Annotated in this window: 22 protein-coding genes; 10 read left to right on the top strand and 12 right to left on the bottom strand. The window is 45.6% G+C overall.

What is annotated here, in order from left to right; all coding sequences use genetic code 11:
* Window positions 1–158: 158 nt before the first annotated feature.
* The 4 genes from M0696_RS04405 to M0696_RS04390 are packed head-to-tail and all read left to right on the top strand — an operon-like array spanning window position 159 to window position 4151.
* Complete coding sequence (locus tag M0696_RS04405; protein ID WP_222143790.1) at window positions 159–1700, top strand: spore germination protein; 1542 nt, start codon at window positions 159–161, stop codon at window positions 1698–1700.
* Window positions 1681–2835: a Ger(x)C family spore germination protein gene (locus M0696_RS04400; protein WP_222143789.1), complete on the top strand. Its 1155-nt coding sequence runs from the start codon at window positions 1681–1683 to the stop codon at window positions 2833–2835. The genes M0696_RS04405 and M0696_RS04400 overlap by 20 nt, the downstream gene beginning before the upstream one ends.
* Window positions 2836–2850: 15 nt before the next feature.
* Window positions 2851–3051: a hypothetical protein gene (locus M0696_RS04395; protein ID WP_248602548.1), complete on the top strand. Its 201-nt coding sequence runs from the start codon at window positions 2851–2853 to the stop codon at window positions 3049–3051.
* Window positions 3052–3074: 23 nt separating this feature from the next.
* The gene (locus tag M0696_RS04390; RefSeq protein ID WP_222143788.1) at window positions 3075–4151 is read left to right on the top strand and encodes an endospore germination permease; all 1077 of its coding nucleotides are present in this window, start codon (window positions 3075–3077) and stop codon (window positions 4149–4151) included.
* On the opposite strand, the gene M0696_RS04385 is transcribed toward M0696_RS04390, so the two are convergent.
* The 3 genes from M0696_RS04385 to M0696_RS04375 all read right to left on the bottom strand — a co-directional run bounded on the left by M0696_RS04385 (window position 4148) and on the right by M0696_RS04375 (window position 6237).
* Entirely contained in the window at window positions 4148–5563 is a 1416-nt protein-coding gene (locus M0696_RS04385) for an alanine/glycine:cation symporter family protein (RefSeq protein WP_222143787.1), read from the bottom strand. The genes M0696_RS04390 and M0696_RS04385 overlap by 4 nt on opposite strands.
* Window positions 5564–5690: 127 nt before the next feature.
* On the bottom strand, window positions 5691–6083 hold the full coding sequence (locus tag M0696_RS04380; protein WP_248602547.1) for a DnaJ family domain-containing protein: 393 nt from the start codon (window positions 6081–6083) through the stop codon (window positions 5691–5693).
* A gap of 4 nt (window positions 6084–6087) precedes the next feature.
* Window positions 6088–6237: a hypothetical protein gene (locus M0696_RS04375; protein ID WP_166853917.1), complete on the bottom strand. Its 150-nt coding sequence runs from the start codon at window positions 6235–6237 to the stop codon at window positions 6088–6090.
* Window positions 6238–6341: 104 nt separating this feature from the next.
* Between M0696_RS04375 and ltaS the strand changes: the two genes are divergently transcribed.
* Window positions 6342–8291: a lipoteichoic acid synthase gene (gene ltaS / locus M0696_RS04370; protein ID WP_166853918.1), complete on the top strand. Its 1950-nt coding sequence runs from the start codon at window positions 6342–6344 to the stop codon at window positions 8289–8291.
* Between the two features lie 32 nt (window positions 8292–8323).
* Here the strand turns inward: ltaS and nagE are convergent, their stop codons facing one another.
* Window positions 8324–9682: an N-acetylglucosamine-specific PTS transporter subunit IIBC gene (gene nagE, locus M0696_RS04365; protein ID WP_166853919.1), complete on the bottom strand. Its 1359-nt coding sequence runs from the start codon at window positions 9680–9682 to the stop codon at window positions 8324–8326.
* Window positions 9683–9852: 170 nt separating this feature from the next.
* Here nagE and map point away from each other — a divergent pair, with 170 nt between their 5' ends.
* The 4 genes from map (at window position 9853) to M0696_RS04345 (ending at window position 11566) form a co-directional block, all read left to right on the top strand.
* Complete coding sequence (gene map, locus M0696_RS04360; protein WP_248602546.1) at window positions 9853–10602, top strand: type I methionyl aminopeptidase; 750 nt, start codon at window positions 9853–9855, stop codon at window positions 10600–10602.
* Between the two features lie 80 nt (window positions 10603–10682).
* Window positions 10683–10997, top strand: a complete 315-nt coding sequence (locus M0696_RS04355; protein ID WP_222143784.1) for a DUF3243 domain-containing protein — start codon at window positions 10683–10685, stop codon at window positions 10995–10997.
* A gap of 109 nt (window positions 10998–11106) precedes the next feature.
* Window positions 11107–11262, top strand: coding sequence for a hypothetical protein (locus M0696_RS04350; RefSeq protein ID WP_003239883.1), 156 nt, complete (start codon window positions 11107–11109; stop codon window positions 11260–11262).
* A 172-nt stretch (window positions 11263–11434) separates the two neighbouring features.
* On the top strand, window positions 11435–11566 hold the full coding sequence (locus M0696_RS04345) for a YflJ family protein (RefSeq protein ID WP_003223059.1): 132 nt from the start codon (window positions 11435–11437) through the stop codon (window positions 11564–11566).
* A gap of 45 nt (window positions 11567–11611) precedes the next feature.
* Here the strand turns inward: M0696_RS04345 and M0696_RS04340 are convergent, their stop codons facing one another.
* Window positions 11612–12277, bottom strand: a complete 666-nt coding sequence (locus M0696_RS04340) for an MOSC domain-containing protein (RefSeq protein ID WP_248602545.1) — start codon at window positions 12275–12277, stop codon at window positions 11612–11614.
* A gap of 66 nt (window positions 12278–12343) precedes the next feature.
* On the opposite strand from M0696_RS04340, the gene M0696_RS04335 reads away from it, so the two are divergent.
* The gene (locus tag M0696_RS04335; protein WP_019713605.1) at window positions 12344–12619 is read left to right on the top strand and encodes an acylphosphatase; all 276 of its coding nucleotides are present in this window, start codon (window positions 12344–12346) and stop codon (window positions 12617–12619) included.
* Here the strand turns inward: M0696_RS04335 and nosA are convergent.
* The 7 genes from nosA to M0696_RS04300 all read right to left on the bottom strand — a co-directional run bounded on the left by nosA (window position 12610) and on the right by M0696_RS04300 (window position 21022).
* Window positions 12610–13701: a nitric oxide synthase gene (gene nosA / locus M0696_RS04330; RefSeq protein WP_248602544.1), complete on the bottom strand. Its 1092-nt coding sequence runs from the start codon at window positions 13699–13701 to the stop codon at window positions 12610–12612. The two genes, M0696_RS04335 and nosA, sit on opposite strands and share 10 nt — an antisense overlap.
* Window positions 13702–13820: 119 nt before the next feature.
* Complete coding sequence (locus tag M0696_RS04325; protein ID WP_019713603.1) at window positions 13821–14615, bottom strand: MBL fold metallo-hydrolase; 795 nt, start codon at window positions 14613–14615, stop codon at window positions 13821–13823.
* 54 nt (window positions 14616–14669) lie between these two features.
* On the bottom strand, window positions 14670–15971 hold the full coding sequence (citM, locus tag M0696_RS04320) for an Mg(2+)/citrate complex secondary transporter CitM (protein WP_248602543.1): 1302 nt from the start codon (window positions 15969–15971) through the stop codon (window positions 14670–14672).
* A 189-nt stretch (window positions 15972–16160) separates the two neighbouring features.
* Window positions 16161–17120: a tripartite tricarboxylate transporter substrate binding protein gene (locus M0696_RS04315; RefSeq protein WP_248602542.1), complete on the bottom strand. Its 960-nt coding sequence runs from the start codon at window positions 17118–17120 to the stop codon at window positions 16161–16163.
* A 2-nt stretch (window positions 17121–17122) separates the two neighbouring features.
* Window positions 17123–17803 (bottom strand): two-component response regulator CitT, encoded by a 681-nt coding sequence (citT, locus tag M0696_RS04310; protein ID WP_248602541.1) that lies wholly within the window; start codon window positions 17801–17803, stop codon window positions 17123–17125.
* A gap of 13 nt (window positions 17804–17816) precedes the next feature.
* Window positions 17817–19403, bottom strand: coding sequence for a two-component sensor histidine kinase CitS (gene yflR / locus M0696_RS04305; RefSeq protein WP_248602540.1), 1587 nt, complete (start codon window positions 19401–19403; stop codon window positions 17817–17819).
* Between the two features lie 182 nt (window positions 19404–19585).
* A complete protein-coding gene (locus M0696_RS04300; RefSeq protein WP_014113016.1) occupies window positions 19586–21022 on the bottom strand; it encodes an anion permease in 1437 nt (478 codons plus the stop codon).
* Window positions 21023–21114: the final 92 nt, after the last annotated feature.

Genomic DNA, 21114 nt, shown 5'->3' with positions numbered 1-21114 from the left:
TACAACTTATGATTATATTGTATTCCTGTATATACATGTAGTCAACATTTTTTTATAGCGCTTTCATCCTAGACCAGGAATATCTAAAACAGACAAGGTTACTCTAAAAGTCACAAGCACTTATTGTATAAGATATTGAAAAAGCAGGGTGAGCCTCTATGAATAAACGCGATAAAACGCTTCAGCTCATCAAAGAGCTTGAAGACAATCAGGACAGACCGATCTCTCCCAATTTAAAGGAAAACCTCGATACTCTGACCTTATTAACAGAAGACTGCTCAGACATCGTATTTAGACAATTTGACTTTGGTAACGGGCTGTGCGGATTTATTGTTTATATCGAAGGAATTGTAAAATCGGAACATATTCAAGATCACGCCCTCCGTCCTTTCTTGAGTCATCTGACGGATCAGTTAGATGAACATGAAGAGGCGCTGCAAAACACATTATCGATTTCAAGCGTAGCGTCAGAAACAAGTGTAAGCAAAGTGGCTGCATCCATCATTGAGGGGAACGCGGTTTTATTTGCCGAGGGGCATTCAAAATGCCTGATCTTAAAAATAAAAGGCGGCCAAAGAAGAAGCATTGAAGAACCGATAACAGAATCGACCATCAGAGGGTCTAGGGAGGGCTTCACTGAAAGCCTCAGGGTCAATACCGCTCTAGTGCGTTTTCGCATCAAAACGCTTCAACTTAAAATGATCTCTTTTAAAATCGGCACGAAAACCAAAACTGACATTGTCTTGGCCTATATTGACGGGATTGCCGATCCAAAGGTCATTGACAAAGTGAAAAAAAGAATCAAAAAGATCAAGATTGATGCCGTCCTAGAAAGCGGATATATTGAGGAATTTATCGAAGACGACACGTACTCGCCCTTCCCCCAGCTGCAATACACGGAAAGGCCCGATACCGTCGCCGCCCAGCTTCTCGAAGGCCGATTTGCCATTTTCACAGATAATACGCCGTTCGTCTTAACAGGCCCGATTACGTTTTGGCAGCTGATGCAGGCCAGTGAAGATTACTATGAGCGCTATTTGATATCTAACTTACTCCGCTGGCTGCGCTATATGTTTTTATTCATTGCTCTTTATTTGCCGGCTATTTATGTTGCCGTGATTACATACCATCAGGATTTAATGCCGACAAACTTAATGTTCAGCGTGGCATCTGCCCGTGAACCGATTCCTTTCCCAGCTATCGTAGAAGCATTAATTATGGAAATTTCCTTTGAGGCCCTTCGTGAAGCAGGCGTTCGGCTGCCCAAAACGATTGGCCAGACAGTCAGTATTCTCGGCGCTCTTGTCATCGGAACGGCCGCCGTTGAAGCGGGAATTGTGTCAGCCCCCATGGTGATCATCGTATCGTTAACAGGGATCGCGTCATTTACAATTCCACGGTTTAATTTAGCCATTTCCATCAGGATGCTTCGTTTCCCTTTTATGATTTTGGCAAGCATTTTCGGGATATTCGGCATTATGCTCGGCACGATTATTTTAGTGCTTCATTTGTGCAAGCTGCAATCTTTCGGCATTCCTTATTTATCCGGGATTTCTCCATTTAAACGTGATGAAGTAAAAGATATTTTTGTCCGGGCGCCTTGGTGGGCGATGACCAGAAGACCGAGCACGTATTCGCGCGGCAATGGACAGAAGGGAGCGAAAAGAGAGGACCCTCAAGATGAAGAAAACAATATATAAGGCTGTTGCACCGCTTCTCGTTTGCATGCTTCTAGCGGGGTGCTGGGACCGGACAGAAATCAATGACATCGCATTTGTCGTCAGCTCTGCAATTGATAAGAAAAAGGATCAGTATCGAGTAGCCATGCAGATTCCCTTGGTTGGCCAATTAGGCGGACAGACAGGAGGAGGAGGCGGAACTACCGGTTCAAAAACATGGTATGTTGATTCAGCTTCCGGCACTACGATCAAGGAAGCGAACAACAAGCTGCAAACCTCCTTATCCCGAACGATCAATACGTCCCACAGACGTACGGTTGTTATTGGAGAGGATATGGCGAGAGAAGGCGTCGCCCCAGTATTTGATATTTTAACGCGAAATCCGCAGAACAGATTAACGGCGCTTTTTTTAGTCAGCCAGGGTGAGGCGCGGGATATTTTAAACACCGATGTTCAGCTTGAACAGTTTCCGGCGGAAATGATTCGAGAGCTGGCCATTTTGGCGACGAACCGCCCCGTGTTTTTAAGCAGGTTCATGTCTGACTTAGTAGAAAAAGGCAATGATCCGTATGCGCCGGTCATCTCCTCCTCTAAAACAAAGCCTGGAGGGAAAGGGAAATCCAATTTAAAAATTGACGGGCTTGCGATCTTTAAAAAGGACAAATTAGTGGATATTTTGAAAAAGGAACACATGACAGCTGCCCTGATTTTACTGAATCAGGCCCGTCAGCCAGAATTCATTTTAGTCCTGCCGAATCAAATGGGGAAAGCGACCATTCAGCTTCAAAAGCCGAATGCATCCTTTCATGCGGCTGAAAAAAACGGAAAGCTGTCGATGACAGTCGAGATCAGAGCCAAAGGAATTATTATGGAAAACCAATCCACTTATGAAACGAGAGAAAATGACCAATTTTACATCATACAAAAAGCATTAAACAGGGCTGTAAAGGAAGAGATGATCAGCACCGTACATCGGCTTCAAAAGCTAAAGGCGGACCCGGCCGGCTTTCAAGACCGAACGATAAGAAGCATGGGCATCACAAACAATCTGCTAAGAAAGGATTGGGATGAGGTCTACAAGGACATGGAGATTCACGTCAACCCGATTGTGACGATTGAGCAAGGCGGAGTTTTGTATAAAACGATCAGCCATTAATGGAGGTGCGCCGGCATGATCAGCTATATTGTACAGGCATTGATTGTGTGCATTGCCATTTACGCATATGAATGGAAGAATTTTCATTCCGCTAACACCGTAACAAAATGGGCTTTCAGCCTGCTGATTGCAGGAAGTATTTTTCTGTGGATTTATATGAGAGTGAACCCCCTGCTTCCGCGGCTGGGACACCTGTTTAAATATATTCCGTTTTGAACATGACAGAAAGGATGTGCTTTATGGATAAGACCTCTGCATACCAAGGATTATTTTTCGGAGCGCTGTATACGTTAGCGGTCGGACTGAAGCATGCTCCGATCCTCATGATCCAATCGGCAAAACAAAACGCCTGGCACAGCTACATCCTCGGCGTTATCCTCGTGATTCCGGCACTCTGGCTAATGAACAGGCTGATGAAAAAGCATCAGGAAAAAAATATCTATGAACTGCTGAGTGATTCCTCGCCAATCGCCGGCCGGTTTATTATTTTGCTGTTCACATTGTATTTCCTGTTAATTAACGCTCATGACATACGTTTCTTTGTCAATCTAATTAACATTCTATTTCTCCCGAGAACACCGATGGCCGTTCTTGGCGGTGTTATTATCTTTGTGGCGATCTGTATTGCCAGAGAGGGCAAGGAAACGTTGACCAGAATGGCGCAAATTTTTTTATTTCCATTCGGCACCCTGGTCTTGTTCCTTCCATTTACGCTGGCCACACAAATTGAGCTGCAAAATGTAACACCGATCTTTGAAGGGCCGATTCAATACCTTCAATCAGGTTTTTATGCGTTCGGGACAATGGGGGAATTGATCATCCTGCCGCTTCTCTTCTCAAGCCGGAGCGTTCCGCTGAAACACACCATTATCGCGATACTGCTGGGAGCTTTATTGCTAGCCGTGATGTTATTTTCCTCAATTTCTGTCTTTGGCCCCAACCTGACATCTACTTTCTTTGATCCGGCCTATATGGTGATCAGGCAGATCCGCATTACGGATTTTCTGGATCGTTCAGACCTGATCATCGCGGCCTTATGGATTCCGGTCATTATGGTGAAGATATCCGGTTCGCTTTATATTGTGGTCTATGGGCTTTCCTTCTTGCACTCAAAAGTCTACCTGAAAGCCATGTATACACCAACCGGCTTGTTTTCTCTCGTATGCAGCTTTTGGTTCTTCTTAAATACAAATCAGCTGATCGACTTTAACAGAATCAAACCGATCATAAATGTGGTGATTTCCCTTTTGCTGCCTTTATTCATCTATTTGATCATCAAAAGCAAAGCAATGTTCGGCGCCAAAGCAAAACACTAAGAGTTTTTGGCTTCTTTTGTCTGATAAACAGGGTTCTGTTTCGTTTTCCCTGTATCTTTCAGGTAATACTGTTCAGATGTAAAAAATTCGGTATACAGCGCTTTTACCTTTCTGCTCAATAACAGCAGCGCAATCACATTCGGAACAACAATAAAAACTAATGCTAAGTCCAAAATGCCCCAGATGGCTTTTGCTCCGCCTGCGGCACCTATGATAATAGCCGCTAAATAAACGAATTTGATTACATGTCCTGCCAGCCGCCCGAACAGAAATTCAGCTTGCTTTACACCGTAAAAAATGACAACCATAATGGTCGATACAACAAAGAAAACGAGAGAAACAGAGACGAAGTACCCTCCGCCAGAACCGAAGTAGTGCTGAAATGCAGCCGTTGTCAATGCTGCCGGGTCATTTGAGGCATTTTTCCCTGTCCAGACACCGGATGAAAGGACGATAAAAGCCGTGGTGGTGCAGATGATCAACGTATCAATGACAATGCCGATCACAGACCAGAATCCTTGCCTTACAGGGTGATCAGTCTTTGCCGCCGCATGTGCAATCGGGGCTGTTCCCATTCCGGCTTCATTAGAATACAGTCCGCGGGCAAATCCCCAGCGAACGGTTTCAGCCAGGGCAGCACCAGCGAATCCGCCAACTGCTGAAGAAGAGGTAAACGCATTCGAAAAGATAAGAGAGAAAAACGCCGGCACTGATGAAAGATTCATCAGAACAGTGAGGAGCCCGGCTCCCACGTATGCCCCTGCCATAAGAGGCACGACAAACTCTGTTACTTTTCCAATCCGCTTTACTCCCCCTATTACCACTAACCCGATCAAAAACGCAATGCCTATTCCCGCATATATTTTATTGAAAGAAAACGTTTCGGCAAGAGAGACTGAAACCGAATTCCCCTGAACCATAATGCTCGGAATCAGCTCCACGATCAGCGCAACCGAGAAAAATACGCCGAGCCATTTCATGCGCAGGCCTTTGGTTATGTAATACATCGGTCCCCCGACAAATTCCCCCTGCTCATTTTTTTCTCTGTAATGAACAGCAAGCACACTTTCAGAAAACTTAATCGCCATGGCAAATAAGGCAATAAGCCACATCCAAAAAACAGCTCCGGGTCCGCCAAACATAATAGCGGCAGGCACCCCGACAATATTCGCCGCACCGATCGTGGAGCTGAGGGCTGACGTCAAAGCCTGAAGCGGAGTGACTGTGCCCTCTCCCTTCGGCTTTTTTCCTACGCTGCCGATCGTCTGTTTCAAAATGTATAAAGGATAACGAAATTGAAAACATTTCAGCAAAATGGTGAAGTACAATCCCGTCCCCGTCAGCAAGATGATTAGCGGCGGCCCCCACAGCCAATCTGATATGCGCTCTATCCATTCCAATAGTCGTTCCATCCTATCACCCTTTTTTCGTTTATGAGTCATTTCCCCACAGACGGATAAACATAAACCTTTTAGACTGAGACCACTGGAACATAAAGAGGATGGCTTGTGTCAATCGCCATCCTTCAGACAGGACAAATCAGCTGGAAGAAGGTCTGTTTCGTCCAAGCCGGTCATATACTTTATTCTTATAAAAAGCGGACGCCGGCTTTGAAAACATGCCTTTTTTGTCGACAAGCTTATCAAGCAACATCTGCTTTTCGGTTTTTTTTCTGATTAATAGCTCACGTTCTTTTTTGTCATAGCATTTTGAGATTAAATGGTCGATGGTCATGAGCTCTTTTTTGAGCGCGCCCTCATCCTCTGCCATTCCTGCGTTTTTTAACACACGGTAGCTCATGCGAAGCGATTCCGGTAAGTGTGCCGCGTCATCCTTTGGCAGCGGCTTTCCCATTCCCGGCAGGTTTTCAAATTCTCCGTCTTTGATGGCACGTTTAATTTTATCTTCAGACACAATATGGGAAAAATCCATCAGTTCACCTCTTTTCATTTATTTCCTTATATTTTATCATACATCTCCCGCAGTACCATTTTATTCCTTTATTTCTAGAAAGAAACCTTTTTTTACATTTAGCAATTTGCAAGCGAAACGTTGATTCGACGGCGTTTTTCGCCACTTTTTCCACCCGACGATTTACACTTTTCTAATCTGCTGATTCGTGTTATATTGGATACGTTCGTTTTTTCTATCGTTTCGCTCGAACTGTGATCGGAAAAAAGGAGTGTAACAATGAAAACATTTATAAAAGAAAGAGGACTGGCCTTCTTCTTAATCGCGGTCGTCCTGTTATGGATCAAAACGTATGTCGGTTATGTCCTGAACTTCAACTTAGGAATAGACAACACGATACAAAAAATATTGCTTTTTGTGAATCCTCTCAGCTCAAGCTTGTTCTTTCTTGGCTTTGGACTCTTGTTCAAGAAAAAATTACAGCAGACAGCCATTATAGTGATTCATTTTTTAATGTCTTTTTTACTGTACGCAAACATTGTGTACTACAGATTTTTCAATGATTTTATTACAATTCCGGTCATTATGCAGGCTAAAACAAACGGCGGCCAACTCGGTGACAGCGCATTTTCGCTGATGAGACCGACTGACGTCTTTTACTTTATCGATACGATCATTCTGATTATCTTGGCGATCAAAGTGAACAAGCCTGCTGAAACGTCGAGCAAAAAATCGTTCCGAATCGTTCTAGCGTCTTCGATTCTTGTGTTCTTAATCAACTTGGCAGTTGCGGAATCAGACCGACCTGAATTGCTGACAAGATCATTCGACCGAAACTATCTTGTGAAATACTTGGGAACGTACAATTTTACGATTTATGACGCTGTGCAGAATATCAAATCCAACAGCCAGCGCGCGCTTGCCGATTCCAGCGACGTGACGGAAGTGGAAAACTACATGAAAGCCAATTACGACGTGCCGAATAACGTGTATTTTGGCAAGGCAGAAGGAAAAAACGTCATTTACGTTTCACTTGAATCTCTGCAGTCATTTATCATTGACTATAAAATTGACGGCAAAGAAGTCACACCTTTCTTAAATAAACTGGCACATGATAACGAAACGTTCTACTTTGATAACTTTTTCCACCAAACGGGACAAGGTAAAACATCTGATGCAGAATTTATGATGGAAAACTCTCTGTACCCGCTGGCTCAAGGTTCAGTTTTTGTAAACAAAGCGCAAAACACGCTTCAATCCGTTCCGGCGATTTTAAAGTCTAAGGATTACACATCTGCTGCATTCCACGGAAACACGCAGACGTTCTGGAACCGTAACGAAATGTACAAAGCGGAAGGCATCGATAAGTTCTTCGATTCTGCTTACTATGACATGAACGAAGAAAACACGAAAAACTACGGGATGAAAGACAAACCGTTCTTTAAAGAATCAATGCCGCTGTTAGAAAGCCTGCCGCAGCCGTTTTATACGAAGTTCATTACCCTATCTAACCACTTCCCATTCGGAATGGATGAGGGGGATACAGACTTCCCGGCTGGAGACTTTGGTGACTCTGTCGTCGACAACTACTTCCAGTCAGCCCATTACCTTGATCAGTCCATTGAACAATTCTTCAATGATCTGAAAAAAGACGGGTTATATGATAAATCGGTTATCGTGATGTACGGAGATCACTACGGCATCTCTGAAAACCACAATAAAGCAATGGCCAAAGTTCTTGGCAAAGATGAAATTACTGATTATGACAACGCCCAGCTTCAACGGGTGCCGCTCTTTATCCACGCTGCCGGCGTGAAGGGCGAGAAAGTTCATAAATATGCCGGAGACGTCGATGTGGCTCCTACCATTCTGCATTTGCTCGGAGTGGATACGAAAGACTATCTGATGTCCGGTTCTGATATTTTATCTAAAGAACACCGTGAAGTGATTCCGTTCCGTAACGGAGACTTTATTTCACCGAAGTACACGAAAGTATCCGGCAAGTATTACGATACGAAAACCGGAAAAGAGCTTGATGAATCCGAAATCGACAAGTCAGAAGACTCACTCGTCAAGAAGGAACTTGAAATGTCCGATAAAATCATAAACGGAGACCTGCTGAGGTTCTATGAGCCGAAAGGTTTTACAAAGGTGAATCCTTCCGATTATGATTACACAAAACATGACGAAGATTCTTCCGAAACGTCAACGGATGATGAAGATCAATAAGAAAAAGCGGAGAGGATGCCCTCTCCGCTTTTTTATTTCACCGCAGCTCTCAATTCCTCTGCCGCAAATTCTACATTCGGCCCGATGATCACTTGAACCGATTGCCCTCCTGATTTGACGACCCCTTTTGCGCCTGCTTTCTTTAGCAGCGCTTCATTCACTAAAGCGGTATCCTTCACAGTCAGCCGCAGTCTTGTGGCGCAATGATCAATGGTTTGAAGGTTTTCTTTTCCGCCGAGCCCCTTCAGCATGATGTTTTCATTGACATCCTGAACGGTGTTTTCATCAAGCACTTCATCCACATCGTCATCTTCCCGTCCCGGCGTTTTTAAGTTCAATGCCTTAATCAGTATATAAAACACGATAAAATAGACTGCCGCATAGCATATACCTACCAGAAGCAGCAGCAGCGGTTTTTCTGCAATTCCATAGCTCAGCACATAATCGATGGCTCCGGCTGAGAAAGAGAAGCCTGAGCGGATGCCGAGCCAGTTGACGATAAATAAAGACAGCCCGGTTAAGACCGCGTGAACAGCGTATAATAACGGAGATAAAAACATAAATGCAAACTCAATCGGCTCCGTAATCCCTGTGATAAACGCAGTCAAGGCAAACCCGATCATCATTCCCGCCGTTGCTTTCCGTTTTGACGGCTTTGCAGTCACAACCATAGCCAGACACGCCGCCGGAAGACCGAACATCATGATTGGGAAGAAGCCGGTCATATATGTGCCCGCTGTCGGATCTTTCGCGAAAAAGCGCGCCAGATCTCCTGTCACTCCGTTATATTCTCCGAATTGGAACCAGAAAATATTGTTCAGCACGTGGTGAAGGCCAAGCGGAATTAACAGCCTGTTGAACAGGCCAAATATGCCAGCCCCGATGCCGCCGAGCCCAAGCATCCATTCTCCAAACTCGTTAATGCCCGATTGAATCGGCGGCCAGACGACTCCAAATATGCCGGCTAAAATAATCGTAATAATAGCTGTTACAATCGGCACAAGCCGCCTGCCGCTGAAGAAGCCAAGATATTCAGGCAGCTTTGTATCCTTGAAGCGGTTATAGGTATAACCGGCTATTAAACCAGCAATGATTCCCCCAAATACCGCCATGTTGTTTGTTTTATCAATTGTCTTTGTCGCCGCGTCGAGCATCAGATACGATATCGCCCCTGATAAACCCGCGGCTCCATTGCTGTCCTTTGAAATGCCAATGGCAATTCCGATCGCGAAAATAAGCGGCAGATGATCAAAAACCGCCGTCCCCGCTTGATAGATAAACGGGATATTAAATACATCCTCTCTGCCAAGCGCAAGGATAATTCCAACTGCAGGCAGAACCGCAATCGGGAGCATAAATGACTTCCCGAGTTTTTGTAAAAATGAAAGCATACCCATCCCCCTCATACCCTTTTTTTTCAAATATACCATATAAGATATCTAGTGATCTATACCAATTTTCCCGGAGTATTTCTTTTTTCCCAGGTCCGTGTGTTTCCTATTTTTAAGACAGTTGTGGTAAGCTTAAACTAGATTATTTAAAAAGAAAGCGGGAATGACAGATGATTGTAACAAACGATCAAGAATTAGAAGGCATGAAACAAATCGGAAGAATCGTCGCGCTGGCGCGTGAAGAAATGAAACGGAAAGCAGAGCCCGGCATGAGCACAAAAGACCTTGACCTGATCGGAAAAGCGGTGCTTGATGAGCATGGCGCCGTGTCAGCTCCTGAGAAAGAATACGACTTTCCGGGCGTGACATGCATCAGCGTAAATGATGAAGTGGCTCACGGCATACCAAGCACTTCTAAAATTTTAAAAGCGGGAGATCTTGTGAACATTGACATCTCCGCTGAATTTGGCGGCTTCTATTCCGACACAGGCATCTCATTTGTGCTTGGTGAAGGAGAAGAGCGCCTTCATAAGCTTTGCCAATGCGCGGAAGACGCTTTTCAAAAAGGACTGCAGCAGGCAAAAGCAGGCAAGCGCCAAAACCAAATCGGAAGAGCCGTTTATCATGAAGCACGCTCTCAAGGCTTTACCGTCATTAAAACCCTGACCGGCCACGGAATCGGCAGAAGCCTGCATGAAGCGCCGAACCACATCATGAACTATTATGATCCGTTTGATAACGCGCTTTTCAAAAACGGGACAGTCATCGCGCTTGAACCGTTTATTTCAACGAAAGCCGAAACAATTGTTGAAGCTGGAGACGGCTGGACGTTCAAGACACCGGATAAAAGCATGGTTGCCCAAGTTGAACACACCATCGTCATCACAAAGGATGAACCGATTATCCTGACAAAACTGTAAAACACATTCCGGGCTGCCGGATGGTTTAACCTCCTCCAATTGCAGGTAAAACATCACTATTCGCAGGAGGAGGTATTGCAATGAACAGAGATCAAGAAAAAATCCAAATTGAAAACGAATTGAATGCGATGCATGGCACAACAAAAGAAGAAATTTTAAAAGACTTTGAGGAATTTAAAGAATACCTAAGCAAACAAGTGAACCGAGGCAAAAAGCTGGGATTGGATGACGGCAAGCTTGTGAAAAGCGCCGCGATCCTGGGAGACTACCTCGCGAAGCATGAAGAGCCTCACAACAGTGAAGAAATGCTCCTGCAAGAGCTTTGGAGCGTTGCGGACGAAGATGAGAAAAAACATTTGGCACAGCTGCTGGTCAAATTGGTTGATAAGCAATAAAAACACGAGCCGGGCGCATATGCTGCCCGGCTTTCTTGATATTGTCACAGCCCGGCTCTTTCAGATATGCTACACTACTATTATGTCTGCGAAAGGAGCCTTTACCTGCATGTGGTTTATTATTTTCGGCATCATTTTTTTCATTGAAGGCATTATTATGACCGTTTACGGCGTGAAGAAGAAAAACGGGATGCTCACATATATCGGCATTGTTTTCAGCATTATGACATTCGGCGTTGTCATGATGAAACTAACCGGCCATTAAATCATATTCAGCTTTTACTCGGCATATACATACAGAAGTACATTCGCATAACTAGTGCGAAAGGCTCAGTTTTTCCCGCATCTCTTTTCAGCATCATTCCATGGATGTTACAATGCCAATCGTTTGGTAAAATCCTCTCCATTGGGAGAGATAGGGAAAGGAGTTTTCTGACATGCATTACGGCAGTAAAGGCTGGTATGTGGCAGAATTAAAAAAGCAGGGGATCACGCACCATGAAGGAAGAAAGCTTCAAAGCTATAAGACCTATTTTCTTGCCAACCTGCTTGAAACAAAGAAAAAATGATCATAGAATGATAAAGCCGCGCACGTTGATATGCGCGGCTTTTTTCTATTCAGCCGGCTGCAGCCTGTCCCTTATTTTCATAAAGGACGCTCTCCAGCTTTCCGACAGTGCGTCTTCACTTAAAACCCGTTCAATGGCGGCGAGATTTTTTGCATCATGGTATTTGATACGGTTTGCGAATTGAACTGATATGTCTTTCTCGCCTCTGGACAGCAACTCCAGTTTAGCGCCGGGAGATACCCTGCCCTCTTCCAGCACGCGAAAATAAAATCCGGTATAGCCGGTTTGCTGAACCTTTAGCACCATTTCCTTTACACCAAGCTTTTTCGCCAGCTTTACACACGGCTGGCGCGGCTGGCTGACCTGAACAACAGCTTCATCAAGCTTGAACACATCACCGATGCAAACGTTCTCCTCGGTTAGGCCCGCGACCGTCAGATTTTCACCAAATGCGGCGCTTGGCAGCGTTCTTGAAAGAACCTCTTCCCAAAACGGATAGTGCTCGGCCGGGTAGACACAGACAGCCTTGTCAGGTCCTCCGTGATTGACGAGATCGGCCTGTCCGTCACCTTCAAAATTCTCCCGATGCAGCATTACAGCGGAATCAGCGGGCTGCTTCGTAATGCCCGTTTCGATTTTTTTGCCGTCATACTCAAGCGTCTGCGGCTTTCCGAGATTAAGAGAAAGAACTTTATAGTGCAGTGACTTCATACGAACACATCCCCTTTACAGGTTGTAAAATGATTGATTATCATAAAAAGAAAAGGTGGTTTTTACATGCTTCAATACCGAATCGTTGCAGACGGCCGGGTTCAAGGTGTGGGCTTTCGCTATTTTGTTCAAATGGAAGCCGATAAGCGAAAACTGGCTGGGTGGGTCAAAAACCGTGATGACGGCCGTGTCGAGATTTTGGCAGAAGGCCCGGAAAACGACTTACAATCATTTCTTGAGGCTGTAAAGAAAGGCAGCCCTTTCTCAAATGTTACCGACGTCTCTGTCACAGAATCCCGCAGCCTTGAAGGCCATCACCGATTTTCCGTTGTTTACTCGTAAGGCTTATCCTGATAAAAGTAATTCGGCTTAACGATTGAGTTGTCATAGGAACGGTGGAAGATATGAGTGGCAGCGGGTGAAATCGGCGGGATCAGCCACGTCCAGTCCCCCGTCAGCTTTCTGCCCGCTTCTTCCTCCTGTTCTTCAAACCGTTTAAACTGGCTTGCGGCCGTATGATGGTCAACGATACTGACACCTTGCTTTTTATACGAGTGCAGTACAGCTTTATTCAATTCAACAAGCGCTTGATCCTTCCATAAATCCGTATTGTAATCAGTAGAAATACCGATAACGGACGCCACTTTTTTGAGCTTGTCGTACCGCTTTTCATCTGCCAGATTTCTCGCTCCGATCTCCGTGCCCATATACCAGCCGTTAAATGGCGCGGCATTATAATGGATACCCCCGACCTCAAGCTTCATATCGGAAATAATTGGCACACCGTACCATTTCAGCTCTAAATCAGAAAACGCTTCAATTTCAGGATGTGTGATTGGAACCTCGATCACAAGTGAACGCGGCAGCTCATACCAGACCGGCTGTTCTTCACCTCTCATGCGAAAAATGAGCGGCAGCAAATCAAAGTCCGTTCGCTCTCCGCGCCAGCCAAGCTGCTCGCAGGCTGCCGTCAGGCAACGGGAAGCCGGGTCACCGATTTTTCCCCCGTCAGATTCATATCCAGCGTATCGAATCAGCTGATGATTCCATATTTCGACTTGCTTTTCACCCTTCTCTTCCGGAGGGAAAATCGTAATGCTCGGCCTGATTCTCCCGTTATTGGTGGCGGTTTCAATGTGATGAAAGAGGGCGTCCCGCACATCCTCCTTCGTCCGGACGTCACGTCTGTCGATGACATTCAGCGAATTCCAAAACAATCTGCCGATGCAGCGGTTGCTGTTTCTCCATGCCATTTTCGCACCATGCTCGATTTCTTCCTTTGTATGTACATAGCTTCCGGTCTGGTCAATTTCACTTTTAATGCTATCCAGACGGTCTTTCACTTCCTCCTCCTTCCCCAATTCCTGATAGCATGCGGCAATAAACACTTTCGCTTCGTTCCATAGTATTTCTTTTTCTTCCAACAAACTCTCCCCTTCAAATCGCATTCATGCTTTTCATTGTATCGTTTTTAAGCCGGAAGACAAATGATTTTTCTGTATCCTCTTAGAAAACAATTAAAAAACACCCGCATGTCCGGGTGTCAAAGAGACGATAAACGATTTGCCAATTCAATTAAGTCACTGCGAAAGTTTTTGCCGGTCATCGGTATGCCATGCCCCGTCAGCAGTGCTTCCGGTTCAAGACCGGCAAGCTTCTGAATGGATTCCGCAGCAGTCCCTGTGTCAGGCGTGAAATAAGCCGGCGGTCCATGAAGCTCCTGTTTTTGAATCAAGACGTCTGCCATTTTCTCCTGTTCCACTGTAATAACAGCATCACCTGCCACAAGCACACGCCCGTCCTCACGGAATAACGAAATATGGCCGGGGGTGTGTCCTGGAGTCGCAATCCACATCCACTCGTCAAGAAACGGCACAGAGCCGTCTTCCGGCAGTGCCTGCACATGTGAGGAAATATCGATGGAGTGCCGCGGAAACAGCGGCGATAGTTTGGCGACCAGCCCGCTCTTACTGTCAGGACGAGCCGGAGGATAATCCTCTTTCCCCGTTACATAAGGCATTTCCCGAGAATGCACATAAACAGGAACATCCCAGTCCTCAAGGATTTCTTCTATCGCACCAATATGATCAAAGTGCCCGTGTGTAAGGATAATTGCCTTCAGCTGAAAATCATCGCCGAATCTTTGTTTGGCTTCATTTATAATCATGCCGGCTGATTGAGGCATGCCGGCATCAATTAAAACAAATGAGCGAGGTTCAGACGGGAGCTGAATAAAATAGACATTCGCAATTTGCACGGTTAGGCCGTGCACCCCTATTGCCGCTTCGAACCCCGTTCCGCTTCTGACTGAAGTCATTGGCATATAAGGATCACTCATGATGACACCTCCGGTATGTTGTTGCCGTTAGTGTGCGTCATTACGTCTGAATTATCATACGGAAATAGAAATGGTACCGATCAATAAAGCGATAGCCGTCATCACGATTACTGCGAGAACAGCCCATTTCATGGCGAATTTTTGATGGTCGTCAATAGATACTCCGACAAGTCCGACAAGCAAATGAGTGGATGGCACAAGCGGACTCAGCATATGAATCGGCTGGCCGATAATAGAGGCTCTGGCAATTTCCACTTTATCCACACCGTATGCGACAGCCGTTTCTGATAAAATCGGCAGCACCCCGTAGAAATACGCGTCATTCGGCATCAGGAATGTGAAAATGCCGCTTGTTAAGGCCACTATCGCCGGGATCAATCCGCCCATTTGTTCAGGAATCATAGACACAAGCGAAATCGCCATTTCATCAACCATTTTGGTGCCTGTCAAAATTCCCGTAAAAACCCCCGCAGCAAAAATCATGGAGCCAATAGCCAGTACGTTGCTAGAGTGCGCCGCGATGCGCTGTCTTTGATGCTCAAGGTTTGGATAATTCACAATCAGTGCAATACAGAACGCAATGACAAACAATACAGTTAAACTAACTTTACCCGATACTAAACATCCTATCAAAGAAAGCGTTAACAATAGATTGAACCACCAAAGCTTCGGCCGCTTCCACTCATCTTCAACTGCAGCCGCCGGTTCATTGGCATTGGCCGGCTGCTTCAGTTCAATCACGCCAAGGCGCTTTCGTTCCGCTTTGCCAAGCACATACGCAACCGCCACCATACAAAGCATCCCACTTGCGATGACAGGAATCATCGGTCCTGTAAGCTCAGCCGGATCAACCCCCAGCGCGCTCGCCGCCCGCGGCGTTGCGCCACCCCATGGAATCGTGTTCATGATTCCCATGCCGACTCCCGCGATTCCCGCTAAAATAATTGGCCGGATGCCAAGCAGCAAATAGAGCGGAAGCATTGCGCTTGTCGTAATCATATAAGTAGTCGAGCCATCCCCGTCCAAGGCTACGAGCATCGTGAGAACCGCTGTCCCGACAACAATTTTTAAAGGGTCTCCTTTGACCATGCTTAAAATTTTGCCAACCATCGGATCAAACAGCCCTGTATCAATCATAATTCCAAAATATAAGATCGCAAACATAATCATGACCGCAGTCGGCGCGACTTGCTGAATCCCTGAAATCATCATGTCCCCAACTTCAGTAAATCCAAATCCGGCGATAAGTGCAAACACAATCGGCGTCAAAACTAAAGCGGTTAAAACAGAAAGCCGTTTTGTCATGATCAATGCCATAAATACGAGCATCATGAGAAAGCCTAAAATTGCTAACACATCCATTCCCCCTTAAATGAATCCGCTTACATTTTCTCTCTTACTCCCCTTCTTGCCTTTTTGCCATCGTATGGGAAAACCAATCGCAAGTAAATAATTTGGTTTTTTTGTATTTTTAATTTTTTAAAACCGTTTTGTTCTTTTTGATCATTTCACAGTGCATCAAAAAGATCCCGTAATGCCGGGATCTTAATTCCCTGTCATAATGCTTTGATAAAACGCGGATTGCTGATCAAGAAACCGTTTCGTTTCCCTGCTGTTCAAATAAAAGCTTTCCCAGTCCTGTTCATTTATTTTCCGCTTCCACTCTCGCGAGGAGGTGACCTTCTTTAGCGCTTGATCCCAGAAAGAAATCTCTTCCTCTGACATGTTTTTCGGACCCAAAACCCCTCTCCAATGTGAAAAAACAAACGGGATCCCCTGCTCCTTCCACGTTGGTACATCAGGAAAACCATCAAGTCTTTTATCAGACGTTACAGCAGCTAGCGTGATGTCGCCGAGCCGCTCATATGGTTTTGCTTCAGAGAGTGTCATTGAAGCCGCTTCTATCTCATGTCTGATCAGCGCCTGAATAAGCTGTTCACTGCTGTCATACTTCAAAAATTGAATGTCAAAAGAGTCAATGCCGTACATATCTGCCGCTCTGACGAACGAGAGCTGATCATCATTGCCAAGGCCCGGGGCAAAGCCGATTTTCACCTTGCCGGGATGCATCTTAATTTCATTCAGCAAATCCTTGCCGCTTGTTAACGCCGATCCTTTTGGCAATGCAACCGTCTGCCATTCCTTGGAGAGAATGGCAAGCGGAGTAAAATCGCCAATTTTTAATTTGCTTTGCCCAAGAAGATCATTGCTCAGTATTAAACTGGACGTCATGCTGATGGTGCGTTTGCTGCTTTCGTTGACATATTTCCAGCCTTTATCTCCCCCGCCGCCAGGTTTATAGACGATATGAACTTCATCCTTCACGATCTGCTTCTGCCTCAAAACCGCTTGGATCGCCTGTGCTGTAACGTCCCATCCGCCAGAAGGTTCAGCAGGAACGACAATTTCAATTGGCCCGCCAGGCAGGCGCGGCGCAGCCGCCTGCCTGATGTCCCCCTGCATAAAGATCAATAAAGCAATCAATAGAATCATACATTTCTTCATCTCTATTCCGCCGCCAAATAATATTTTCTCTCCGGCCTGCCGATAATCCCGTATTCAAGCTCGGCTCTTGCTTCATCCTTTGCCACAAGGTACTCGGCATAGCGGCGGGCAGTCGTTCGTGACGCCCCCATTTTTTCTCCTAGCTCTTCAGCTGTCAATCCTTCTGACGCAGTTCGGAGCGCTTCCTTAATTTTTCGCAGTGTAATCGAATTAATGCCTGTCGGCAAATCTCCTGCCGGCAAAGGTGTCTTCACACTGGTCCCGAAAATATGATCAATCATGGATTGGCTGACCTCTGGCTGAGACAAAAGCAGCTTTCTGTTTTCTTTATACTGAAGCAGCACCTGTCTGAACTTGTCAGCCGTTACAGGTTTGATCAAATAGTGGGCAATCCCTGCCCTGAGCGCTTCCTGCAAGTGACGGGTTTCTGTTGCCGCTGTGATGATCATAATATCCACTTCAGGAAATCGGCTTCGTATCTCCGGAATCAACGTGGTCCCAAGCTCGTCCGGCATATAAATATCCAGCAAAAGCAGATCAGCCCTATGTTCCTCCAATAGCGCCATTGTCTCTTTGGCATTGGCCGCCTTGCCAATCATCTTGAATCCATCAAGCTGTTCAATCAATCTCTCATGGATTTGCGCAACCCGAAAATCATCCTCCGCAATCGCGATGTGAATCAAATGAATTCCCCCTTTATTTCTCCTTCGGTATAAACACAGTGAATACCGCTCCGCCAGCTTTTGAGTTTGCCAATTCAATCCAGCCGCCCAGTTCACGCACTGAGTCTTTCACATTGGCCAGACCGTAGCCTCTCTTCCTCCCCTTTGAAGAATAACCTCTTTCAAACACAGCTTCCGTCTTATCGGGCGGCACACCGGGCCCTGTGTCCGAAACTTCAATGATAATGTCACGCCCCATATCCGTGATGAAAAACAATACCTCCCTCACACTTTGATCCGCTACAGCTTCGAAAGCGTTATCAATTAAGTTGCCGATAATTGTGATGAGGTGAGATAAGCCAATATGTGCAGGAAGAGGCGCGAGCGAGCTGTTCTCATCAATAACCAGCTTGACCTTCTTTTCCGATGCTTTGCTTATTTTTCCTAACAAAATCGCCTGCACCTGCTGTGAATGGATGTTTTGGAATAAAATATCATGCTGTTCATTTTGTATCGCATATTCCTCTTTAATCAGATCAATGGCTTCATCATACTCACCAAGCTCAAGCAGCCCTAAGATCGCGTAAAGCTTATTGGAAAATTCATGGGTCTGCGCCCTGAGATCCTCTGAATATTTGCGAACCTCTGTCAGTTTATCAATTAGCTTTTTCAGCTCTGTTTTCTCCCGGAAGCTCACGACAATCCCATACGCCTGCCCGCCTTGAGTCATCACTTTCGTATTGATAATAAAAACTTGATCGTTGACGTTCACCTCTTGGTTAGGCAACATTTCTCCTCGCTCAAGCACACCCTTCAGCCCTGCTCCCGGCATAACGTCATCAATAGAGAGATTGATCACAGGCTCGGGAAGCTTTAGCATCTCGGCAGCCGATACATTCATCATGGTGACGACGCCTTCACGATTGGTGGCAATGATTCCTTCTCGAATTGCGAAAAGCATTGCATTCCTTTCCCGATAAAGAGACGCGATCTCGTGCGGCTCTAGGCCAAGCGTATCCTTCCTGATGCTTTTCGCCAGTGCGGCGGCACCGGCAAATCCGAGCAGCAGCACAAGCACAGCGATCACACTCAAGTTTCGCAAATGCTTTTTGATGCTTTGCTCTGTCTCGGTTTTCAGAAAATCAACAGATACGCTGCCGATTACTTGGCTGTATCCCTTCTGCTCTTTAATAATCGGCGCACTCCCCCTGATGACTCTTGATCCATCCGCTTTTGTTTCAGAAACATGCGAGCCGCCAAATAAAATTTCCCTGCTACGCTCAAGTTTCTTTTGGCTGCTTTTACCTGAGGCGCTCCGAATGTCTCCTTTTTCGTCCAACACATAAATGGCATACGCGCCAGTCTGTTCTTTCATTTGTTCAATGACCTCTTGCGCCTCATCCGCATGTCCGCCTTTTCTCTCAATGAGCTCTTTAGCCGGCGGCATATAGGATATGGTTCTCGCCGTCTGAACCGCCAGTTGTTCAGCCTGTCTCCGTTGTTCCTGCGTATGCTGAACGGCTAACGTAATGGTCAGCACACCAATGACAAAAACCAGCAGAGCCGCAATCAGCCCCATTATTTTTGTTTGCAGGGAAAAATGGAACCGCTTTTTCACCAAGCACCAGCCATCCTTTCTACCTAGATCATACCATTTTTCATAGGGAATTTTCTCATTTTTCAAAAATCCATTTTCTTTTGAAGGGTGAACAATAGGAGGAAATATGTTTTGCAGTTTGGCTGAATGAAGTTAAGGGACTTGCTTTAAAATAAAAAAGGCAGACCGCGTCTGCCTTTTTCTTTCTACCATATTCCTAGTACTTTCCACCATAATCCACCGATCACAAGCCATACGACAATATGGACGATCGACAGGATAAATCCGATGGACCACCATTTGCTTTGCGGAACGTAGCCTGCTCCGAAGAAGACTGGAGCCGCTCCAGCACCGTAGTGAGTCGTTGACCCAAACAGGTTGCTGAAGAACGCGAGGCTCAGTGCTGCTAAAAGCGGCGGTGCGCCCGCTGCCACGATCACCGCCAAAAATGCTGAATACATCGCGCTGATGTGAGCTGTCGCGCTCGCAAAGAAGTAGTGTGAATAGAAATACACAACGATTAAGATTAAGAATGCCACAATCCAAGAGAATCCTGATACGGAAGATTTCATGGCATTACTGAACCAAGACACCATGCCTAACTCATTCAGGAAGTTGGCCAGCATGACAAGCGCCGCAAACCAAGTGAGCGTATCCCAAGCGCCCTGTTCTTTTTTGATATCATCCCAAGTCAGTACCTGTGATAATAATAGAACGGCCAAACCGATTAATGCGGTTGTGGTTGCGTCGATGTTGAAGCTGCCGCCAAAAATCCACAGCACAAGCACCAAAAGAAACACAATAACCATGGAAAGCTCTGACTTTTTGAATGGTCCCATTTCTTTCAGTTTTTCTGTTGCGATTTTCGCCGCATCCGGTGTTTCTTTGATTTCCGGCGGATACAGCTTGTAAATCACAAGCGGAGTAATGATTAAGCTGACAAGTCCCGGTACAATCGCGGCAATTGCCCAGCTTGTCCATGTTAAGTCCACCCCTGCGACATCATGGGCCAGCTTGGCAATCAGCGGGTTCGCTGCCATCGCCGTTAAGAACATAGCAGATGTGATCAGATTTCCCTGAAAACCGGTTTTTAGTAAGAATGCGCCGATTTTTCTCTCTGTTCCATTTGCCGGGCTTGATCCGAATGTTTCGGATAATGATCTGATGATAGGAAATATAATGCCTCCTGCACGCGCCGTATTACTTGGAATGGCAGGTGAAAGTATTAAATCACTGAACAGCAGTGAATAAGAAAGTCCAAGGGTTTTTTTCCCGAATTTCTGAACGAATACATACGAAATTCTCGCACCGAGCCCGGTTTTGATAAATCCCCGGGAAATAAAGAATGCGATTACGATAAGCCAGATGGTCTTATTCCCGAATCCGCTTAATGTATCCTCAATTGATAGTGTTCCAGTTAGTGCAGTAACCGCCAATGCAAAAATTGCAATTGCACCCATTGGCAAGGGCTTGGAGATAAAGCCGATAATTGTCGCGACAAAGATCGCAAACAAATGCCAAGCTTTAGGTTCAAGTCCGGACGGAGCGGGAATAAACCAAATGATTAGTCCCACAGCGACAGTAATCAGCAATGGAACAAGCTTTACTGCTGACTGTTTTCCTGCGTCTTTTTCTGAAGCCATAAATAGGTCTCCTCCTATATACTTGTTTTCCGATCCCCTTTCCCATTCTACTCCTTAACTAAGTTAATAAACATTTTAATTAATTAAAAAAC

The sequence above is a fragment of the Bacillus rugosus genome (genome assembly GCF_023238245.1).
GTDB lineage: Bacteria > Bacillota > Bacilli > Bacillales > Bacillaceae > Bacillus > Bacillus rugosus.
The sequence above is the reverse complement of the archived record's forward strand: the minus strand, read 5'-3'. Positions and strand labels throughout refer to the sequence as shown.

Bases quoted from the DNA above. Each gene is read 5' to 3' on its own strand.
- M0696_RS04405 (WP_222143790.1), top strand. From the start codon at position 159: ATGAATAAACGCGATAAAACGCTTCAGCTCATCAAAGAGCTTGAAGAC.
- M0696_RS04400 (WP_222143789.1), top strand. From the start codon at position 1,681: ATGAAGAAAACAATATATAAGGCTGTTGCACCGCTTCTCGTTTGCATG.
- M0696_RS04395 (WP_248602548.1), top strand. From the start codon at position 2,851: ATGATCAGCTATATTGTACAGGCATTGATTGTGTGCATTGCCATTTAC.
- M0696_RS04390 (WP_222143788.1), top strand. From the start codon at position 3,075: ATGGATAAGACCTCTGCATACCAAGGATTATTTTTCGGAGCGCTGTAT.
- M0696_RS04385 (WP_222143787.1), bottom strand. From the start codon at position 5,563: ATGGAACGACTATTGGAATGGATAGAGCGCATATCAGATTGGCTGTGG.
- M0696_RS04380 (WP_248602547.1), bottom strand. From the start codon at position 6,083: ATGGATTTTTCCCATATTGTGTCTGAAGATAAAATTAAACGTGCCATC.
- ltaS (WP_166853918.1), top strand. From the start codon at position 6,342: ATGAAAACATTTATAAAAGAAAGAGGACTGGCCTTCTTCTTAATCGCG.
- nagE (WP_166853919.1), bottom strand. From the start codon at position 9,682: ATGCTTTCATTTTTACAAAAACTCGGGAAGTCATTTATGCTCCCGATT.
- map (WP_248602546.1), top strand. From the start codon at position 9,853: ATGATTGTAACAAACGATCAAGAATTAGAAGGCATGAAACAAATCGGA.
- M0696_RS04355 (WP_222143784.1), top strand. From the start codon at position 10,683: ATGAACAGAGATCAAGAAAAAATCCAAATTGAAAACGAATTGAATGCG.
- M0696_RS04350 (WP_003239883.1), top strand. From the start codon at position 11,107: ATGTGGTTTATTATTTTCGGCATCATTTTTTTCATTGAAGGCATTATT.
- M0696_RS04345 (WP_003223059.1), top strand. From the start codon at position 11,435: ATGCATTACGGCAGTAAAGGCTGGTATGTGGCAGAATTAAAAAAGCAG.
- M0696_RS04340 (WP_248602545.1), bottom strand. From the start codon at position 12,277: ATGAAGTCACTGCACTATAAAGTTCTTTCTCTTAATCTCGGAAAGCCG.
- M0696_RS04335 (WP_019713605.1), top strand. From the start codon at position 12,344: ATGCTTCAATACCGAATCGTTGCAGACGGCCGGGTTCAAGGTGTGGGC.
- M0696_RS04325 (WP_019713603.1), bottom strand. From the start codon at position 14,615: ATGAGTGATCCTTATATGCCAATGACTTCAGTCAGAAGCGGAACGGGG.
- M0696_RS04315 (WP_248602542.1), bottom strand. From the start codon at position 17,120: ATGAAGAAATGTATGATTCTATTGATTGCTTTATTGATCTTTATGCAG.
- M0696_RS04300 (WP_014113016.1), bottom strand. From the start codon at position 21,022: ATGGCTTCAGAAAAAGACGCAGGAAAACAGTCAGCAGTAAAGCTTGTT.